Here is an 18,451-nt window from a genome sequence, read left to right as displayed (position 1 = left end):
CCGCTTTAGTCATTAGTCAAAAGTCATTGGTCATTGGTACTAATGACTAATGACTTTTGACTAAAAACTCCACCCACAAGGGGATGGAGTTTTTTATAACTATTATTATTTCATAGTAGAAAAAATTGACTGTTTGATCAGCTTGTAAAAGGATTTTGTAACAGAATATTAAATCACAGATTGCATCAAAGTAAATTCATCTAAACTGTAATTCAACAGGCGAAAATAAATCCGCTTGTTCCATTATTAACAACCCAATCGCACTTATAAAACCATGACCACAACCTTACAACGGCGCTCTGACGCTAGCGTATGGGATCGCTTCTGCGAGTGGATCACCAGCACCGAAAACCGGATCTATATCGGTTGGTTCGGCGTTTTGATGATTCCTACTCTGTTAGCTGCGACCACCTGCTTTGTAATTGCCTTCATCGCTGCTCCTCCTGTGGACATCGATGGTATCCGTGAACCAGTTGCAGGTTCTTTGATCTACGGAAACAACATCATCTCTGGTGCAGTTGTTCCTTCCTCCAACGCCATTGGCTTACACTTGTACCCAATCTGGGAAGCTGCTTCCTTAGATGAGTGGTTGTACAACGGTGGTCCTTACCAGTTAGTAGTTTTCCACTTCTTAATCGGTTGCGCTACCTACCTGGGTCGTCAGTGGGAACTTTCTTACCGCTTAGGTATGCGTCCTTGGATCTGCGTAGCTTACAGCGCACCTTTAGCTTCCGCTACCGCAGTATTTTTGATCTACCCCATCGGTCAAGGTTCTTTCTCAGATGGCATGCCTTTGGGTATCTCTGGAACCTTCAACTTCATGATTGTGTTCCAAGCAGAACATAACATCTTGATGCACCCCTTCCATATGTTAGGTGTGGCTGGTGTATTCGGCGGAAGTTTGTTCTCTGCAATGCACGGTTCTCTAGTAACTTCTTCCTTAGTGCGTGAAACCACCGAAACCGAATCACAAAACTACGGTTACAAGTTCGGTCAAGAAGAAGAAACCTACAACATCGTTGCAGCCCACGGCTACTTCGGTCGTTTGATTTTCCAATACGCTTCTTTCAACAACAGCCGTTCACTGCACTTCTTCCTAGCTGCGTGGCCTGTCGTCGGTATCTGGTTCACGGCTTTGGGTATCAGCACGATGGCATTTAACCTGAACGGTTTCAACTTTAACCAATCAATCATTGACTCCCAAGGTCGCGTCATCAGCACCTGGGCAGACGTAATCAACCGCGCTAACTTAGGTATGGAAGTAATGCACGAGCGTAACGCTCACAACTTCCCTCTAGACTTAGCTGCTGGTGAAGTTTATCCTGTAGCAATGACTGCTCCTGCGATCAACGGTTAATATTTCAGTATTAGCTAAATAAAAAGCGTCCTCCAGAAATGGGGGGCGCTTTTTATTTAGCTAAAACGAAAAGAAGCCCCACATCTCACCGTCGATAGGAGTGTGGGATGAATTTTTGGGCGGTGATGAGTTGACCTCTAACCAAATCAATCCTTTTGTTTGAGAGGGAAAGGGGTCAAGGAGGAATCGCCGCTCTCTGTTAACGTAAGCGAGTCAATTAATTCTTCAATGATTTGTGTCATGGTCTTATCAACTGATACAGCGTATTTACGAAGTTTGTTTAATCTGCGTTCAGATAGCCGCAAGTTAAAATATTTCTTCTTCATGTAGGGAGTGCAAATATCACTTATGCGAAAAAGAATTACTATAACCGCCCATTCAAGTATGCTGTGCTTTATCCAGAACCCTTCATGACCAAGCTTTTTGAGACTTAACGGCAAAAGTCAGCTCCATTGATGTATAAAGTGAGGATCTTCCAAGGGGAAACGCTAAATATCTTTTCCTCAATCAATTGCTCAGAGGGCTGAGTGAGTCGCTCTAATATATCGGCAGGATGGGAGACTACTAACCTTAAGTCACTCTGCAATGACAACTCGGCTGGCTCTCCGTGGCATTCATAACACCGTAAAATCCACTGCTGGGGATCATCCTCGGACTGCTTGAACGCCATTAAGACTAGATTCTGGGCTGATAAATCTAAGAATCGACCAACTGGCGGTAAAGCCGCTATTCGATTAGCCTCTAAACCCCGGTAGATCATCACTTGGAGTGGTAGATTTAGTTCGTAGCCGCGTCGTACCGTGTGGGCTGCCTGCCAACTGCCTGGGTGAGGATAGACGGCGTAAGTAAATTCATGATATCCTTGATCAGCTTGAGGATCAGGCCAGTTTGGACTACGTAGTAGAGTTAGACGCAATTGATTCGATTCACTATCGTAACCGTATTTGCAATCATTCAGCAAACTCACACCGTATAGAGCATCAGGTATCGGAGATTGGGAATTGCTAGGAAGTTCCGAAACCCCATCCCCCATTTGCTGAGTCAGATCAGCCCATCGCATAGCAGGAACTTCCCATTTTGCCTGCTCTCTAGGTTCTGTAGGTCGGGTTGGACGCCCAATAGCACCGCAGGGAATCTCATAAGTGACGTAATCCGCTTCTAGAGTTAGCGGGAAAGCCGCTTTTACTAGTACGTGGCGCTCTTGCCAGTCTACGGTAGTAGAAATTTTGAGAATCGGCGATCCAACTGAGAGTATGTAATCTTGGCAAAACTCAGATTTCCCCAACTGTCGTACTACCCGCAGACGCTGTTGCACTGGTCCTTGTTCTACCAAATGGATAGATTTCAGATCGGTTGGGGATAAAGGGTGTTTGGCATAGTTGGGGTCAATATTCCAAGCATCCCAGTATACATGACCGCTATCCTCGAATCCTTGCAACTGATTACACCCTTCTTGATTGACAATTTCCCGATGATTAATTTTGTCGAAGATACTGCAACAATCGCCACTTTTAGAATCAACAATTACCCGCAAAAATTCATTTTCTAAAACAAAATCTTTTCTAGTAAAAATGTTTTCACTATCTGAGTTAGGCTCAAGTAGTGCTCTACTAATATTATCTTGAGATTTTTCTGTTTCAGGTGCATCCTGTTGAGGACATAGCCAAAAGAGCCGATAGCCGACTGATGGAATATCAGTCGCTAGAAATAGAAGTACCGCTTCCTCGGACAGTTGGGATGTTAGCTGGTGTCCTTCCAAGTCATAAATTTCCCAGTACGGACTTTTCTTACCACCACTTTCTAAAGGGAGAGTTGGTAAGGGGACAGTAACGACTTCTGAGCGCTGCCAATTCAGAGGGTTAAAAACGATAATTGGCAAGGCGTCGGGCTGTGGCGATGGGGGAAAGGCAATTTGGGATGCGATCACTCTAAGTGAATTATCTAATATCTCCGAACAAACTCGATCTACTTCCTGCCAAGCTTGGTTTGCATCTACATAAACTTCGGGAATTGATGCTCCCGGTAGAATGTCGTGGAATTGGTTAAACAACACCTTCTTCCAAGCGTCTGACAATTCAGCCTTGGGATAAGCTACCCCACCACTCAAAGTTGCCAAAGAAGCAAACAGTTCTGCCTGATATAACAACCCTTCACAATGCCGATTCCAACGCTTTTGCAGAGCATGAGTGGTGTAGCAGCCACGATGGAACTCAAAATACAGTTCATCATCCCAGACAGGAAACTGCTGACTGCTAATTTGTTGCAAATATGCACTAGCTGTGGTAGATTCCAGACGTGGAAAGAAAGGAGACTTTTGCCATCGGCAAGCTACGTTTAACATATCATGGGTGGGACCGCCACCGTGATCGCCACATCCAAAAAGCCAGAGGGCATCTTTCAACCCAGTCTGCTTTTCCCAGTCAAGGGCGTAGTTAGTCATTTTGATCGGGTCGATACTTTCCCCAATCGGGGCAGACATGAGGCTGAGTATCTGAGTGCCATCAGGCGATCGCCAAAAGAATACTCCGTGAGGAAACTTTGTGGTATCATTCCAACTCAGTTTCTGGGTGACAAAGTATTCAATCCCTCCAAGTTTGAGAATTTGGGGCAGAGTCGCACAAAAGCCAAAACTATCTGGCAACCAGACAACTGTACTTAACTGCCCAAACTTTTCCTGCACATAACGCTGACTGTAAAGAATCTGTCGCACAATCGATTCGCCATTAATCAGGTTAAGATCAGGCTCAACCCACATCCCGGCTGCAACTTCCCATCGCCCCAGAGCAACCTGTGCTTGAATAGCAGCAAACAAGTCAGGGCGATGTTGTTCAATCCAGGCGTACAAAGCTGGGCTGGAGTGGCAGTAAATTAGGTTGGGAAACTCTTCTTGTAACAAAAGAACCGATTCAAAAGTCCGCACTGCTACTTCCCAAGTTTCACTTATTGGCCACAACCAAGCCAAATCGAGGTGAGAATGACCCAACAAAAAAATGCGGCGTTCTTGTAGCAGCGGCAATTCATGAATTGCTAGTGCTAGGTTTTGGCGTAAAATCGCAAGTGATTGCTCAAAGAATTGACCGTCTGGCAAAGCTGCCCAATTAATTAGAGTGACAGCTGCTGTGATGATGTCCAATTTTTCTGGTGCTTCGGTTTCGACATAGCGCTGCAATATGGCTAACTCATCAGCGACAAAACTAGGTTCAAGCTGCTGATCATTGGTAGACTCATACACAAGCTGCGATCGCACCAACGCCCCTGCATCATTATCTGGACTAACCATCCGCAATACAACGAAAATCTCCTCCCCTGGTTTTACAGATGGACTAAGCAAAACCCTGGTTGAGGCATCAAACAAATCTCCTTCCTGCACTAAAGAGTCATTCACAAAAATTTTGACATCTTTTGCCCACCAAGTCAGTACCAGCCGTAATGCTAAATCCGTCAAAGGATAGCCATGAAAATCTTCAGGAATGACAAATTGTTGAGCAAGCCACAACACCTGACCGCCTGCGGGTATAGTAATGTGTTCTTTGGCATTGAGTTCTGCGATCGGCCAGCTCAAAAAATTTCTAGTCAGGCTGATACTAGCGTTGGGAGTATCTGAGGAACAATATCGCCAACTGGTTTGAACATTGAGCCGAGACATCTGGCTTAATCTTTGAATGGCTTGAGAAATTAGGCTACTATCCATTTTGAAAAATAAATAATTTTTATAAACTCACTATATTTTTGAGCAACAATCTTACGGACACATAGACCGGCTCCCCAAGGGATGGTTTTGGTTGAGGATCGTAAGTTTGACCACTGATTTTGATCGTGTAAGTAGAACGGCGTGAAAAAACCCAACTGTGAAAACTACACATTTTTATTTTTTGGGCTTAACCGAACCGTATTGTGAGGTATGCAAAGGGTAAATCCCTTTTGAGCCAAGCATAATATTACCGCCTCATTGTAGCTTCATCGATCGCAGTAGCCGTAGTAGCCAAATCTTGTTCATCTATAAATAATTATGTATGGTATATGTAAGACACAGTAATCCTAGCAAGGAACTGTAGATTTAGTTGCAGAGGTACAGTAGCAGTGGGCATAGTAGTTGAGAACGTCTCCAAACAATTCGGGAGTTTCAAGGCAGTTGATCAAGTCAGCCTGGAAATTAAGAGTGGTTCACTAGTTGCGTTGCTCGGTCCATCGGGATCAGGTAAATCTACGCTACTACGGTTAATTTCAGGTTTAGAAATGCCAGATAGTGGCAAAATCCTGCTCACCGGTAAGGACGCTACATATCAAACTGTGCAAGAGCGAAATATTGGGTTTGTCTTTCAGCACTATGCCCTATTTAAGCATCTGACCGTTAGGCAGAATATTGCCTTTGGCTTAGAAATTCGTAAGGCACAGCCAAAGAAGATTAAAGGGCGGGTAGAACAGTTACTGGAATTGGTGCAATTGACTGGATTAGGCGATCGCTATCCATCACAACTTTCTGGTGGTCAAAGACAACGGGTAGCATTGGCAAGGGCACTGGCAGTAGAACCGGAAGTTTTACTGCTAGATGAACCTTTTGGCGCACTTGATGCTAAAGTCCGCAAAGACTTACGGGCATGGTTACGCCGCCTCCATGATCAGGTTCATGTTACCACGGTTTTCGTCACCCATGACCAAGAAGAAGCAATGGAAGTCTCCGATGAAGTTGTGGTCATGAATAAAGGGCGGATCGAACAGGTAGGGACACCAGCAGAAATTTACGATAATCCTGCTACCGCATTTGTGATGAGCTTCATCGGCCCGGTGAACATATTACCCAGCACCTCGAAGATTTTTCAAAGTAGCGGATTTGATGCGCCACACCCACAAGTGTTTTTGCGTCCGCAAGATGTGATTTTTGAAAAGGTTGCCAACGGTGCCACTACACCTGCGACAGTCAGCCGATTGGTACATTTGGGTTGGGAAATTCAGGTGGAATTAACTTTCGATGATGGACAAGTGGTGATGGCGCATTTAACACGCGATCGCTTTAATGATTTACAGTTAGAAACAAAACAGCGAGTGTATGTCAAGCCAAAAGATGCGAAGTCCTTTCCACTGTCTTATTCAATTTAGTTGGCAGTATTGCGCGAAATTCTAAACCATTTACGGACTTGTCTAAATATCCTGGCCTTATAGTCATTGAACTCAGTTTTTAAAATAACTGAGGTAATTTATGATGTCTATATAAATTGTTCGCGGAGAATATCCGCGAACACATCTTTTTTGTTCAAAGTCCAAACTTTCTACATGCCCCGCTATATTTGCCCCTCCTAACAAGGAGTAAAAGTAAACTTAATTTGATAACCACGATCGATTAGAATTTTGGTTTGCTGCCCCGCAGCTACATCCCTGGCACGCGCTATCAAAGTTGTGTTGATGCCGAAAACCGAATTCACTGGGTTAGCACACGCATTTATTGCATCTGGTGTAATAGCTACATTTTTTACCCATCCATTTGAAAACCCAGACGGGAAGTTTGCGTTTGGATCATTACTAGAATTTGGAACATTTTTGCCTTGAAACACTAACGTAACTTTTAGGTCAGCACTGCCTCCCTTAGGCACATTTGTAAAGCCAACATACCTGATGTTAATGGGCTTAACTTTGTAACCCTTAGGCACATTCAGACCAATTCTCAAATTGCAAGATTTTGATACAACCTTAGGAGCTAAAGCTGTAATCTGAAATTGAGGTAAAGTCACAGACAGAGTATCTCCTTTCAAACTTGGTTGGAGATTTCCCGACGGACAGCCATTTCCGAAAAGAGTTACTGGAACTTGTTGAAACTGAAATCCTTGTGATTGAGCCTGTACCTGAGATAAACCTACAACATTTAAACTCAGTAACGTCAAACTAGAAACAAGAGTACTTAAGACTTTCATAATTAAATAAGGAGAGTTTATCAGCTTTGTTGTCAATACTATTTCTAAACACAGATAGTCAAAGATTTCTTCCGAACGATTGGAAGAAATCTTTCGACAAGTTGCTAAAGCAGCTTTAGAGAGTTTAGCTTTTGTGAAAAACTAAATACAAAACTTAACTATGCATTTAAGAAACCTTACAAGGATTAAAATCAAGTTTGATTTGTAACACAAGGAGTAAAATCAAACTTGATTTGGAACAATACAGGACCAATTGTTGTGTCGATTGTATCAATTCTGATTTGAGTTTCTTCATTTGCAGGTATATCTTTAGCTCTTGCCGTCAGAGTTGAATTGATGCCAAAAATTGAACTCACTGGTTTATTACATGCATTTATTGTGCCTAATATAATATCTACATCTTTGCTCCAAACATCTGAGAAACCTGACTTAAACGTTGCGTTTGGATTATCGTTAATTTGAACTTCTTGACCTTGAAAGAGTATTTTAACGTTCAGGTCAGCGCTGCCTTTTTTAGGCACATCTGCAAAGCCAAGATATTTGACGTTAATCGGCTGAACGTTCAATCCAGAAGGTACATTCAGACCGATCCGCAGATTGCAGGATTTTGATACAACCTTAGGAGGTGCAGCTAAAGCTTCAAAATCAGAAAATGTTATTGAAAGAGTATCTCCATTCAAAATTCCCTGTGCTTTTCCCGGTGGACAACCATTTCCTGCAAGAGTTACCGGAATTTTTTGAAACTCAAATCCTTCTTGTGATTGAGCCTGTACTTGAGATAAACCCACAACATTTAAACTCAGTAGCGTCAAACTGGAAATCAGACCACTTAAAATTTTCATCCAATCACTCCGCGAAACGTGTAATTTCCTGTATACATTAAGCTGCAACTGAAAATTCCCTCAGATACTTCTAAACAAAGGAATTTCCCCAGCAGCCTCGCTAGGGTTTGGGGATTTATACCAATTCTTAATTGTGTTTAATACGCTCTAGTTAAGGTAGACAGAAATAGGAAAAAACAAGGAATTTCTGACTCTTAAATTATTTATTAGCGGATTTCATTTATTTAAGAATTGCTATTTTGTTGCCAATACTATTTCTGAAGACAGATAGTCAAAGATTTCTTCAGAGCGATTGCAAGAAATATTTCTAGAAGTTTATAAAGCAGCTTTAGAGGGTTCAGCTTTTATAAAAAACTAAATGCAAAACTTACTCTGCATTTAAAAAACCTAACAAGGTTTAAAACCAAACTTGATTTGGAACAATACAGGACCGATTGTTGTGTCGATTGTATCAATTCGGATTTGGGTTTCTTGATTTGCAGGTATACCTCTAGCTCTTGCCGTCAGATTGGTATTGATACCAAAAATCGAACTTACTGGGTTCTTACAGGCATTTATTGTCCCTAATACAACACCCACATCTTTGCTCCAAACATCTGAGAAGCCAGGCTTAAACGTTGCGTTTGGATTATTGATAGTTGGAATTTGTTGACCTTGAAAGAGTATTTTAACATTCACGTCAGCACTGCCTCCTTGAGGTACATCTGCAAAGCCAATATACTTGACGTTAATTGGCTGAACGTTCAATCCAGAAGGTACATTCAGACCGATCCGCAGATTGCAGGATTTTGATACAACCTTAGGAGGTGCAGCTAAAGCTTCAAACTCAGAAAATGTTATTGAAAGAGTATCTCCATTCAAAATTCCCTCTGCTGTTCCGGCTGGGCAACCATTTCCAAAAAGAGTTACTGGAACTTTTTCAAACTGAAATCCTACTGGTTGAGCCTCTACCTGAGACAAACCCACAACATTTAAACTTAGTAGCGTCAAACTGGAAATAAAAGCACTTAAAATCTTCATACAAGGACTCCGCTAAAACGTGTAATTGCCTCTGGACATTAGCTGCAACTGAAAATTCCCTAAGACACTTATAAACAAAGGAATTTTACCCAGCAGCCTCTTTGGGGTTTGGGGATTTATACCAATTCTTATTTGTCTGTAATACGCTTTGGTTAAGGGAGACAGAAAATAATAAAAAATAATGAATTTATTTTCTGGCTCTTAAATTATTTATCAGCGTATTTTATTTATTTAAGAATTGACATAAGAATAACCTGTTAATAATCATACTGTAACATCATAATTACATTGAATCTCTCCAAAGAGATATGTTTTGTAATTATTTACACAAGTTAACTAATAGCTAACTATTCGCTCATTTTTTATCAAGTTAAAAGAAGAATTGGCTAAAACCTAGACTTTTTTAAAAGATGGGAAATTAACAGCTAGCAACGTATCCAGCTTTTATTTTTTAGCAGTGGCAATACAATCAGCGTAGGCGCAGCCCGTCTTAGGTCTTACCCTGAGCCTGTCGAAGGGCATTGCTAACTTAAAATCATCAAAGTCAGTATAGTACTTTGAATACAAGGATTCATTTCTCACAAAGCACAAAAAGTGTTCAATCAAGTTAAATTTTGGTGAATATAAAATTAAATTTTGGCGAATATGAAGGGAAGTAACAGAGTTCTATACCCAGTTTTTTGGCCTATGTTTGAACAAGTTGGCATAACTGAAATTTGGCGTTATCCAGAATAAATTTTATGAGTATATTCAGTTATTAAACCAGCTACTATAGCAGTCTGCTTTGATTTTTGAAATTATTTGCGTAGACAGGGAGTAGGGAGTGGGGAGTCGGCTTGCCGTGAGCGTAGCCGAATGGGAATAGGGAAAAAGCCTTGTCGGGGTGTACTGATTTTTTTCAAAAATCAAATACGAGTCCTATATAGGAATCATATTTGAGTTCTGAAAAAAATCTCGGTAGTCTTGTAGTGGACTATCTACGCCTAAAATGTTGCAAAAAAATTGTCGGTTGGGGAGCCACTGCGTTGCGCGGGTTAAGAGCGTTGTAGCAAGTGGCGTTGGAGGCTTTGCCAAAGCCAACATCCTGATAATCAGTTGGGTTGCGCTCCGCTCCACCCAACCTACATCTACGTCTAATGCAGTATTTTAGCCAAAAGAGTCCACTACGTGCATTTCAAAAATCAAATACTAGTCCTATATTTAACAGTAGGTGACAAATATTTTCCTTTTTACCTAAGTTACTCTCAACAGTGGTAACATTTCCAAAACTGCAATGCTTAAATCAGGAAACTGTAAAGGTGAAATAATCCCATCTTCCTCTACAATTACTTCACTTTGATAGCCATCCTCAGTCGGTTCTCGAAAGACGTGCAATTGCCGGCCAATCACATCTAGCACCCAATAATCTATAATTCCTGCCTTTGAGTAAGCTTTTCCTTTAGTTTCACAGTCTAGTTTAAAGCTACTATCTGCTACCTCAATAATGAAATAAACTTCAGAAGGGGTAGGATGGTGGTCTGCATAGTCCAGTGGGTCTACTTTAACGACAGCAATATCCGGTTCTGGTTCAGACTGTTCATTTAGCTTTACTGGGTCTTGAATGGATACCCAAGCCCGATTTCCTAACCTATTTTTCAGTAAGTAGTCTGTTCTCCCCACTGCTGACCTATGGGCTGTTCCTTTGGCACTCATCCAGATAATCTTTCCTTCTAGGAGTTCCACTCGTTCATCTGCACTAAAAATCCCAGCGTCAGCCATGCGGTGGTATTCCTCTACTGTCCACAGGCGCAGTTTTAACGTCGTTTCTGTGTTTTGCATGGCTTTAGCAACTGTGAGGAGCAATTAATATCCTAGCATCTTTAACTTGACATACCAGAAATAGTATGATAATAGCAAAATATTTTGCTTAGAAATTAATCCTCTAAAATCTGGATTTCATCAAGTTGATTAATCACCACATCTGCACCTCGGACATTATCTGACTTACCTACCCAAGTGATACCAATACAACCTGCGGCTTTAGCATTACGCGCCATTTGCATATCACCAACTGAATCACCCACCATCAATGTAGCTCCTGGTTCGACTTCCAAAGCTTGGCAAGCTTGCAAAAATAGCACTGGATCTGGTTTACTCGGACCCTCATCGACTCCCATTTCCAACTGGATATAATCACTTAATTGGTGATTAGCGACAAACTTACGTACTTCTTCAGTTGTCGCAGCTGAGAGGATACCGAGTTTTAGTCCGCCTTCTTGCAGGGATTTCAAAACTTCTAAGCTACCCACAAACAGTGGTGAAGGAGTTTGTCCAATGTATTTTTCCGCTTCATCCAAAGCTTGACGGGCTATTTTTAAGGACTCAAACCAACCCCTACCAGTTTCGGCAATATATGCCGCAGCCGCAACTTCTGTTTCACGGCGGCTTGCTACTGATATTAAACCTGCCACATCTAGAAGATTGCCATTGACACCAAATGCCATTAATAGGGGTTCCCCAGTTCCAGGGATTTGAGCATCTATTAATCTTGCTGCTTTTTGTGCGAGCGATCGCAAATATATTTCAGAATCTTCTAGAGTACCGTTTTTGTCAAACAAAATTGCCTGGATATTATTAAAAATGATATTTCTACATTTAATGGTTGCCACAATCTTTAACTCTTAACTTTTACTGATTCTCTACATAAAAAAAGAGGGAAAAACCCTCTTTATAACATGATGTGATACTCTTACTTAAAGACAAGTAAAGCTATAAATGTATTACTCTTCAATAGCTACTGGAATTTCTTCTTCAGTTTCCGTCGCTGCTGGAATCTCCTTTTCAATTTCCGCAACTACTGGAATTTCTTCTTCAGTTTCCGTCGCTGGTGGAATTTCTTCTTCAAGTTCTGCTGCTGGTGGAATTTCTTCGTCAAGTTCTGCTGCTGGTGGAACTTCTATTTCTTCGTCTGCTACAACTTCCGCAGGTGCAGCCGGCGCAGCAGTAGCACCTTGCTGCTTGGCTAACTGCTGTTCACGATACTTAGCAGCCATTTCTTCTGCCTTATCGTAAACCAAATCCCGGTTTTTAATCATGTCGCCGGGTTCGGGTTCTAGCTGCTTGGTAGATAGGGAAATCCGACCCCTTTCTGCATCCAAGTCAATGATCATAACTTTCAGTTCATCATTGACATTGAACACGCTGTGAGGCGTATCAATATGTTCGTGAGAAATCTCAGAAATGTGCAGTAGACCACTGACACCACCGATGTCGATGAAAGCACCGTATGGCTTGATGCCACGAACAGTACCAATCACTACTTCGCCGACTTCTAGGCGGTTCATCTTGCGCTCAACCAACGCCCGACGGTGAGATAGAACTAGGCGATTACGTTCTTCGTCCACCTCTAGGAATTTCAATGGCAGATCCTCACCTACCAATTCTTCTTTAGGTTTGCGGGTACTGATGTGGGAACCTGGGATAAACCCACGTAATCCTTCAATCCGTACTAATGCTCCGCCGCGATTGGTTGCAAATACGCCAGAACGTACAGTAGCATCTTCTGCTTGCAGCTGTCGCACGCGCTCCCAAGCCCGCATATATTCAATACGGCGAATGGAAAGGGTTAATTGTCCATCTTCGTTTTCATCGGTAAGGATGAAAAATTCCCGCGTTTCGTTTGACTGTAAAACTTCTTCCGGGCTATCTACCCGGTTAATAGACATTTCTTGTATAGGTATATATGCTGCGGTTTTAGCACCAATGTCAATCAGAGCGCCGCGCGGCTCTATACTGAATACTGTTCCTGGTACAACATCACCAGGGCTAAAATGATAATCGTATTTGTCAAGTAGAGCAGCGAAATCTTCGTGAGTGAATCCAATTTCTGTAGCGGTTAAATTCTGATTGACCATGCTAATTTGTTCCTGGTTCTAGTCTCCGTAAAGGTTGGACGATAAACGCGATGTCTTATGCAAGCGCTTTTATGGCAGCTTACACTTAAGACCTTTTTCATCCTAGCGCAGAAAAGCTAGTATTAACACATATCTAGTCCAAAGATCGGAAATTATATCACAATCTTAAAATGATTGGTCATTTACTTAGTAGTTAGAACCAACAAAGGACAAATATAATAATATCCGTTGCTACCAAAGATAGTAGCAACGGATATTAAGATTAAATCCGCTTAAAGGTCTGGGAATAGGATCTACTTATCTTTTTTCTCAAAACGAGGGGGTTCGCGAAATGCGATCGCAAAAAAGATAGTACCTATACAGAGTGTAAAAATCAAGATGTACGCAACGCTTTCCATATTACGATTTCCTGCCTATCTAGCCAGTAATTAAACTTATGAGTGCTGAGTCAGAGCCTTAACTCGAAACACAGCACTCATAACTCAGCACTTAAATTAGAGAGCTTCCTTGCGGCGGGTTGACTTGTCACCCACTTTCTGGAACAGACCCCATTCAACTTGTTCTTCTAGATCGGCATCAACACCAGCAAATACGTCTCGGTAGATTGTCCGAGCGCCATGCCAGAGATGACCAAAGAAGAACAGCAGAGCAAATACAGCATGTCCAAAGGTAAACCAACCTCTAGGACTGGTGCGGAATACACCATCAGAGTTCAAGGTTTCCCGGTCAAATTCAAAGATTTCACCGCCTTGAGCCTTACGAGCATACTTCTTTACATCAGCTGGATCTGTAAAGGTCTTACCATTCAGATCGCCACCATAGAAGCTAACGGTGACACCAGATTGCTCGAAGCTATACTTAGATTCTGCCCGACGGAAAGGAATGTCAGCGCGGACAATTCCATCTGCATCAGTCAAAATTACTGGGAAGGTTTCAAAGAAGTTGGGGAGACGACGCACGGTCAATTCCCGTCCTTCAGAATCTTTGAATACGGCGTGACCTTGCCAAGACTGGGCAATGCCATCACCTTTGACCATCGGACCGGTACGGAATAGACCGCCTTTGGCGGGGCTATTACCGACGTAATCGTAGAAAGCCAGCTTTTCTGGAATCTGCGACCAAGCCTGCGTTAGGCTTGCGCCTTCAGCAACGCTAGTTTGAACGCGACGATCAATTTCCTGACGGAAGTAGCTTTGATCCCATTGATAGCGGGTAGGGCCAAATAATTCGATAGGTGTGGCGGCGTTACCGTACCACATAGTACCAGCAACAACGAAAGCAGCAAAGAAGACTGCTGCAATACTGCTAGAAAGTACTGTTTCAATGTTCCCCATCCGCAGGGCTTTGTAGAGCCGTTCCGGGGGTCTGACTGTCAGGTGGAATAAGCCTGCAATAATACCAACAACACCAGCCGCAATGTGGTGAGCCACAATGCCGCCAGGGTTATATGGGTTAAAACCATCTGGGCCCCATTCCGGTGCTACTGCTTGCGCGGCACCAGTTATACCGTAGGGGTCAGTAACCCACATCCCTGGGCCAAATAGTCCGGTGAGGTGAAAAGCACCAAACCCAAAACAAAGTAGACCAGATAAGAATAGGTGAATGCCAAACATCTTTGGCAAATCTAGGGCAGGTTCACCAGTGCGGGGATCTCTAAAGAGTTCCAAATCCCAGTAAACCCAGTGCCATACGGCGGCTAGGAATAAAAGACCGGAAAGAACAATGTGAGCGGCAGCAACGCCTTCAAATGACCAGAAGCCAGGATCAGTTCCTGGACCACCAGTAACATTCCAACCACCCCAAGATTGGGTGACACCCAAACGTGACATGAAGGGCAGAACGAACATCCCTTGACGCCACATCGGGTTGAGAACCGGATCGCTAGGGTCAAAAACAGCCAATTCGTAGAGTGCCATCGAACCAGCCCAGCCTGCAACTAAGGCTGTGTGCATCAGGTGTACAGAAATCAGCCGACCTGGATCATTCAGAACGACTGTATGTACTCGATACCAGGGTAGTCCCATTGACTACGCTCCTCCTCTATGAGTTAGTTTACAAAGCAATTTTCTTACTGAGGTTTTGAGAGACGAAAGCCGCCACTCAGAAAACTCTCTCTTGTTTTTTGTTATTGCCAGAGCCAGAGTCTTACCACAGCTTAATCTTAAAAGTCAGACAGCGTAGGTGTTTTGGCAATGCTTACTCGCTTTGGGAAGTTTACCCCGTAGGGTAGCCATCGCCTAAGCAAAAATGAGAATGTTTTAAAAAGTGTAACTATTGATGGAATTGTTTGCAAGCGTGTAAATTGATGCGATCGCGTAGCATCTGAAAGTTTTTTCGCTACCAACCCCCCTCACAGATTAAATTTGCTTATATTTTCTTTACCAGGAGTGGGGAATGGGGACAAGGCGGACAAGGAGGAATTATTGAACAAGTTTCTTTTCTCCCTTGTCTTCCCCCTCTTCCTTGTCTCCCTTGTCTTTCCCCATGCCCAATGCGCTACTAAACCACCAACTGGATATTTTGCAATTGACACTTCGCCTCAGCCGTACCCAGGCGTTCAATTACCTGTTCAGCACTCATCAGACGCTTGAGTACTACTTGTCCTATGGCTTTACTGGCAATTACTGGTGTTATTGGCTTGACTTCCACGGTTAAAATGGCTTCTTCAACTCGATAAAGCCATAGCAATTCGTTTTGTTCCACTAAACAAATATTCATTTGCTGAATATCTGGTTGGCGTCGCCATGCAGTTATTTGCCATAGTCCATCAGATGCCCAGACTCTAGCAACTGCCCATCCCTCAGATAGAAAGAAATACTTCACGATCTTAGTCTCACTGTTTGGACTTTCTATTTGCTATTTACCATATCGTACATATCTGATTTGTTAATGTATAACTAATGATATTTTAAATTAAGGCTATTTAATTTAGTGTCCATGTTTTAATAGCAAAAATCATTACTTAGATCACTTGGATCGGTACAAAAAATTACAAGATTAGAATATCTAATTTGATAATAGCGATGCAATTAGAGAACTATATGATTGGGCATTAGAAATAGATGATAAAGAATGGAATTATACAATTATAGGACTTACGCAAAACTACACAGCGTAGGGGCAATTCATGAATTGCCCGTACTGTAAAATCTGGGTTTGGGCTATTGTTTGCGTAAGTCCTGAATTAATAGAACCGATGAGCAAAAAAATGGAAAAAGAAAACAAGATAACCTTAAAGGCGAACGATATAAGGGAAAAGAAATTTTTATATTAAACTACTGTTCTCTTAACTCTACGTATCAAAACTGAGAACAATTAATTTTAAATATAGCAATCTTAAATCATTCGTGAAAAGTTAGATCCCTGACTTATTTGAGAAGTCGGGGATCTGGACACAGATAATTTTCACAAATCAGATAGGATTGCTATATCTAATGATTCTATAGAAATAAGTAATCTAAATTCTGATGCTAAAAGTCTACATACTCTAGTTAGCATTTAAGGGAATCAACTATCACAGCTTTCTAAGTATTTTTATTTAATAATCTCAAATATATCTATTTATTAGAGCAAAACCCTGTATCAAAAGTGGGCACATTAGTAATTAATTGTAATAAATGCTATAAAACTAGCGAAGATATAGTATAATCACTGACCGATAATTACATAAAATTTAACTGTATGACCTGGTTTTCCTTGTCCCTGAAACGGTGGGGTCGAATTACACAATTCTTATCTTTGTTCTGTCTATGTTTATTATTCATTGTTAGTTGCGCTCCTCGTCCACAGCTTTCTACGCCACCATCCGGTTCTGTAAATATCCCTACAGGTGATGGTCGGATTACTATAGGTACAACAGCAAAGCCAAGAACCCTTGATCCGGCTGATGCTTATGAGTTAGCATCTTTAGGTTTGGTGTTTAATATGAGCGATCGCCTCTACACCTACGAATCAGGAAGCACGGAAATTAAGCCCCAGCTAGCTACAGCATTACCGAAAGTCAGTCAAGATGGCTTAACTTATACCATTCCCTTACATCAGGGAGTCGTTTATCACGATGGGACTCCCTTCAACGCTAAAGCAATGGCGTTTACCATCCAGCGCTTTATTGAAAATAAAGGAAAACCCTCATTCTTACTAGCTGATATAGTAGATTCGGCAAAAACTACAGGCGAGTATGAGTTAACAATTAAGCTGAAAAAGCCCTTTTCAGCCTTTCCTTCACTGCTGGCGTTTCCTGGCGTGGGTGCAGTTTCGCCAAAAGCTTACGAAGTTGGTGCTGGTAAATTCAAGCCAAATATTTTTGTGGGGACTGGCCCTTATAAGTTAGCGCAATATGGCACCGATTCACTGCGATTTGATGCGTTTGATAAGTATTGGGGAGAAAAACCAGCAAACAAGGGTGTTAACCTCCAAATTCAAACTAGTCCGGTTAATTTGTTTAATGCTTTCCGTACAGGCGCAGTTGATGTAGCTTATCTGTCGTTGCAACCAGATCAAACTCGTAGCTTGGAAGACGGTGCTAAAAAAGGGGATTGGCAAGCGATCGCTGCTCAAGGTAGTGTAGTAAGTTATCTAGTATTAAACCGGAATCAAAAGCCTTTAGATAAATTAGAGGTAAGACAAGCGATCGCCTCAATAATTGACCGTCCACTTTTAAACGAGCGAGTATTACTTGGTCAAGCAGATCCGCTTTATAGTATGATTCCCACGACGTTTAAAGTATCTGTGCCATTATTCAAAGATAAATATGGTGACGCTAACTTTGATCAAGCTAAAAAATTGTTAACTACTGCTGGTTTCTCCAAAGAAAATCCTGCAAAAGTTCAAGTTTGGTATCCTTCTAGTTCGCCTACTCGTAGTTTGGCAGCACAGACATTCAAATCTCTTGTCGATGTCAAAATGGATGGAATACTGCAATTTGAAGTTACCCCCGCCGAAGCCCCTACCTTTTTTAAAGACATCTCCAAAGGATTATATCCAGCAGCTTTACTTGATTGGTATCCAGACTTTTTAGACCCAGATAATTACGTCCAGCCGTTTTTATCTTGTGCCAAAGGTTCAGTTGCCAAAGGATGTGAAGATGGAGGCAGTCAAACTCAGGGTTCGTTTTACTATAGCGAAGCCATGAATAAACTGATTGATCAGCAACGCAAGGAACAAAACCCCGAAGCGCGTCAGAAAATTTTTACAGAAATTCAAACGCAAGTAACTACTGAAGTCCCTTACGTTCCTTTATGGCAAAACAAAGACTATGTATTTGCCCAAAAAGGTGTTAGCAACGTACAACTTAACCCTACTCAAATTCTGGTTTACCAGACAATTAAAAAGTAGTCATTAGTCATTAGTCATTAGTCATTAGTCATAACTGTTGACGATTGACTTTTGACTATTAAATAAAATATTTCATGTTCAATATATTTATAGCTAATA

Annotated in this window: 13 protein-coding genes and 1 pseudogene; 3 read left to right on the top strand and 11 right to left on the bottom strand. The window is 41.9% G+C overall.

Features of this window, described 5'->3' with window-relative positions; translation table 11 throughout:
• The first annotated feature begins 274 nt into the window (after positions 1-274).
• Positions 275-1,357: a photosystem II q(b) protein gene (gene psbA, locus HWQ38_RS32240; protein ID WP_292801967.1), complete on the top strand. Its 1,083-nt coding sequence runs from the start codon at positions 275-277 to the stop codon at positions 1,355-1,357.
• A gap of 430 nt (positions 1,358-1,787) precedes the next feature.
• Here the strand turns inward: psbA and HWQ38_RS32230 are convergent, their stop codons facing one another.
• Positions 1,788-5,048: an alpha-mannosidase gene (locus HWQ38_RS32230; protein WP_292801965.1), complete on the bottom strand. Its 3,261-nt coding sequence runs from the start codon at positions 5,046-5,048 to the stop codon at positions 1,788-1,790.
• 389 nt (positions 5,049-5,437) lie between these two features.
• On the opposite strand from HWQ38_RS32230, the gene HWQ38_RS32225 reads away from it, so the two are divergent.
• Positions 5,438-6,454 carry a sulfate/molybdate ABC transporter ATP-binding protein gene (locus HWQ38_RS32225; RefSeq protein ID WP_292801963.1) on the top strand — a complete coding sequence of 339 codons (1,017 nt, stop codon included), beginning with the start codon at positions 5,438-5,440 and terminating at the stop codon, positions 6,452-6,454.
• 197 nt (positions 6,455-6,651) lie between these two features.
• Here HWQ38_RS32225 and HWQ38_RS32220 read toward each other — a convergent pair whose 3' ends face one another.
• The 10 genes and pseudogenes from HWQ38_RS32220 to HWQ38_RS32175 all read right to left on the bottom strand — a co-directional run bounded on the left by HWQ38_RS32220 (position 6,652) and on the right by HWQ38_RS32175 (position 15,841).
• Positions 6,652-7,263 (bottom strand): DUF4360 domain-containing protein, encoded by a 612-nt coding sequence (locus HWQ38_RS32220; protein WP_292801961.1) that lies wholly within the window; start codon positions 7,261-7,263, stop codon positions 6,652-6,654.
• Positions 7,264-7,454: 191 nt separating this feature from the next.
• The gene (locus tag HWQ38_RS32215) at positions 7,455-8,105 is read right to left on the bottom strand and encodes a DUF4360 domain-containing protein (protein ID WP_292801959.1); all 651 of its coding nucleotides are present in this window, start codon (positions 8,103-8,105) and stop codon (positions 7,455-7,457) included.
• Between the two features lie 387 nt (positions 8,106-8,492).
• Positions 8,493-9,125, bottom strand: coding sequence for a DUF4360 domain-containing protein (locus tag HWQ38_RS32210; RefSeq protein WP_292801957.1), 633 nt, complete (start codon positions 9,123-9,125; stop codon positions 8,493-8,495).
• A 519-nt stretch (positions 9,126-9,644) separates the two neighbouring features.
• Positions 9,645-9,858, bottom strand: a pseudogene (locus HWQ38_RS32205) (transposase); the annotation flags it as partial.
• A 500-nt stretch (positions 9,859-10,358) separates the two neighbouring features.
• Complete coding sequence (locus HWQ38_RS32200; RefSeq protein WP_292801955.1) at positions 10,359-10,943, bottom strand: Uma2 family endonuclease; 585 nt, start codon at positions 10,941-10,943, stop codon at positions 10,359-10,361.
• Between the two features lie 95 nt (positions 10,944-11,038).
• Positions 11,039-11,773 (bottom strand): HAD family hydrolase, encoded by a 735-nt coding sequence (locus HWQ38_RS32195; RefSeq protein WP_292801953.1) that lies wholly within the window; start codon positions 11,771-11,773, stop codon positions 11,039-11,041.
• A 111-nt stretch (positions 11,774-11,884) separates the two neighbouring features.
• Positions 11,885-13,018, bottom strand: a complete 1,134-nt coding sequence (locus HWQ38_RS32190) for a S1 RNA-binding domain-containing protein (RefSeq protein ID WP_292801951.1) — start codon at positions 13,016-13,018, stop codon at positions 11,885-11,887.
• 293 nt (positions 13,019-13,311) lie between these two features.
• Entirely contained in the window at positions 13,312-13,416 is a 105-nt protein-coding gene (locus HWQ38_RS32185; RefSeq protein ID WP_292763946.1) for a photosystem II reaction center protein T, read from the bottom strand.
• A 96-nt stretch (positions 13,417-13,512) separates the two neighbouring features.
• Complete coding sequence (gene psbB, locus HWQ38_RS32180; RefSeq protein WP_292801949.1) at positions 13,513-15,042, bottom strand: photosystem II chlorophyll-binding protein CP47; 1,530 nt, start codon at positions 15,040-15,042, stop codon at positions 13,513-13,515.
• Positions 15,043-15,517: 475 nt separating this feature from the next.
• Positions 15,518-15,841, bottom strand: a complete 324-nt coding sequence (locus HWQ38_RS32175) for a hypothetical protein (RefSeq protein ID WP_292801947.1) — start codon at positions 15,839-15,841, stop codon at positions 15,518-15,520.
• Between the two features lie 858 nt (positions 15,842-16,699).
• Between HWQ38_RS32175 and HWQ38_RS32170 the strand changes: the two genes are divergently transcribed.
• On the top strand, positions 16,700-18,352 hold the full coding sequence (locus HWQ38_RS32170; protein WP_292801945.1) for an ABC transporter substrate-binding protein: 1,653 nt from the start codon (positions 16,700-16,702) through the stop codon (positions 18,350-18,352).
• Positions 18,353-18,451: the final 99 nt, after the last annotated feature.

Origin of the sequence: Nostoc sp. NMS7 (genome assembly GCF_017115085.1) — a bacterium.
Classification (GTDB): Bacteria; Cyanobacteriota; Cyanobacteriia; order Cyanobacteriales; family Nostocaceae; genus Nostoc.
Note: the sequence above shows the minus strand (reverse complement) of the source record. Positions and strands in the feature narration are given on the sequence as shown.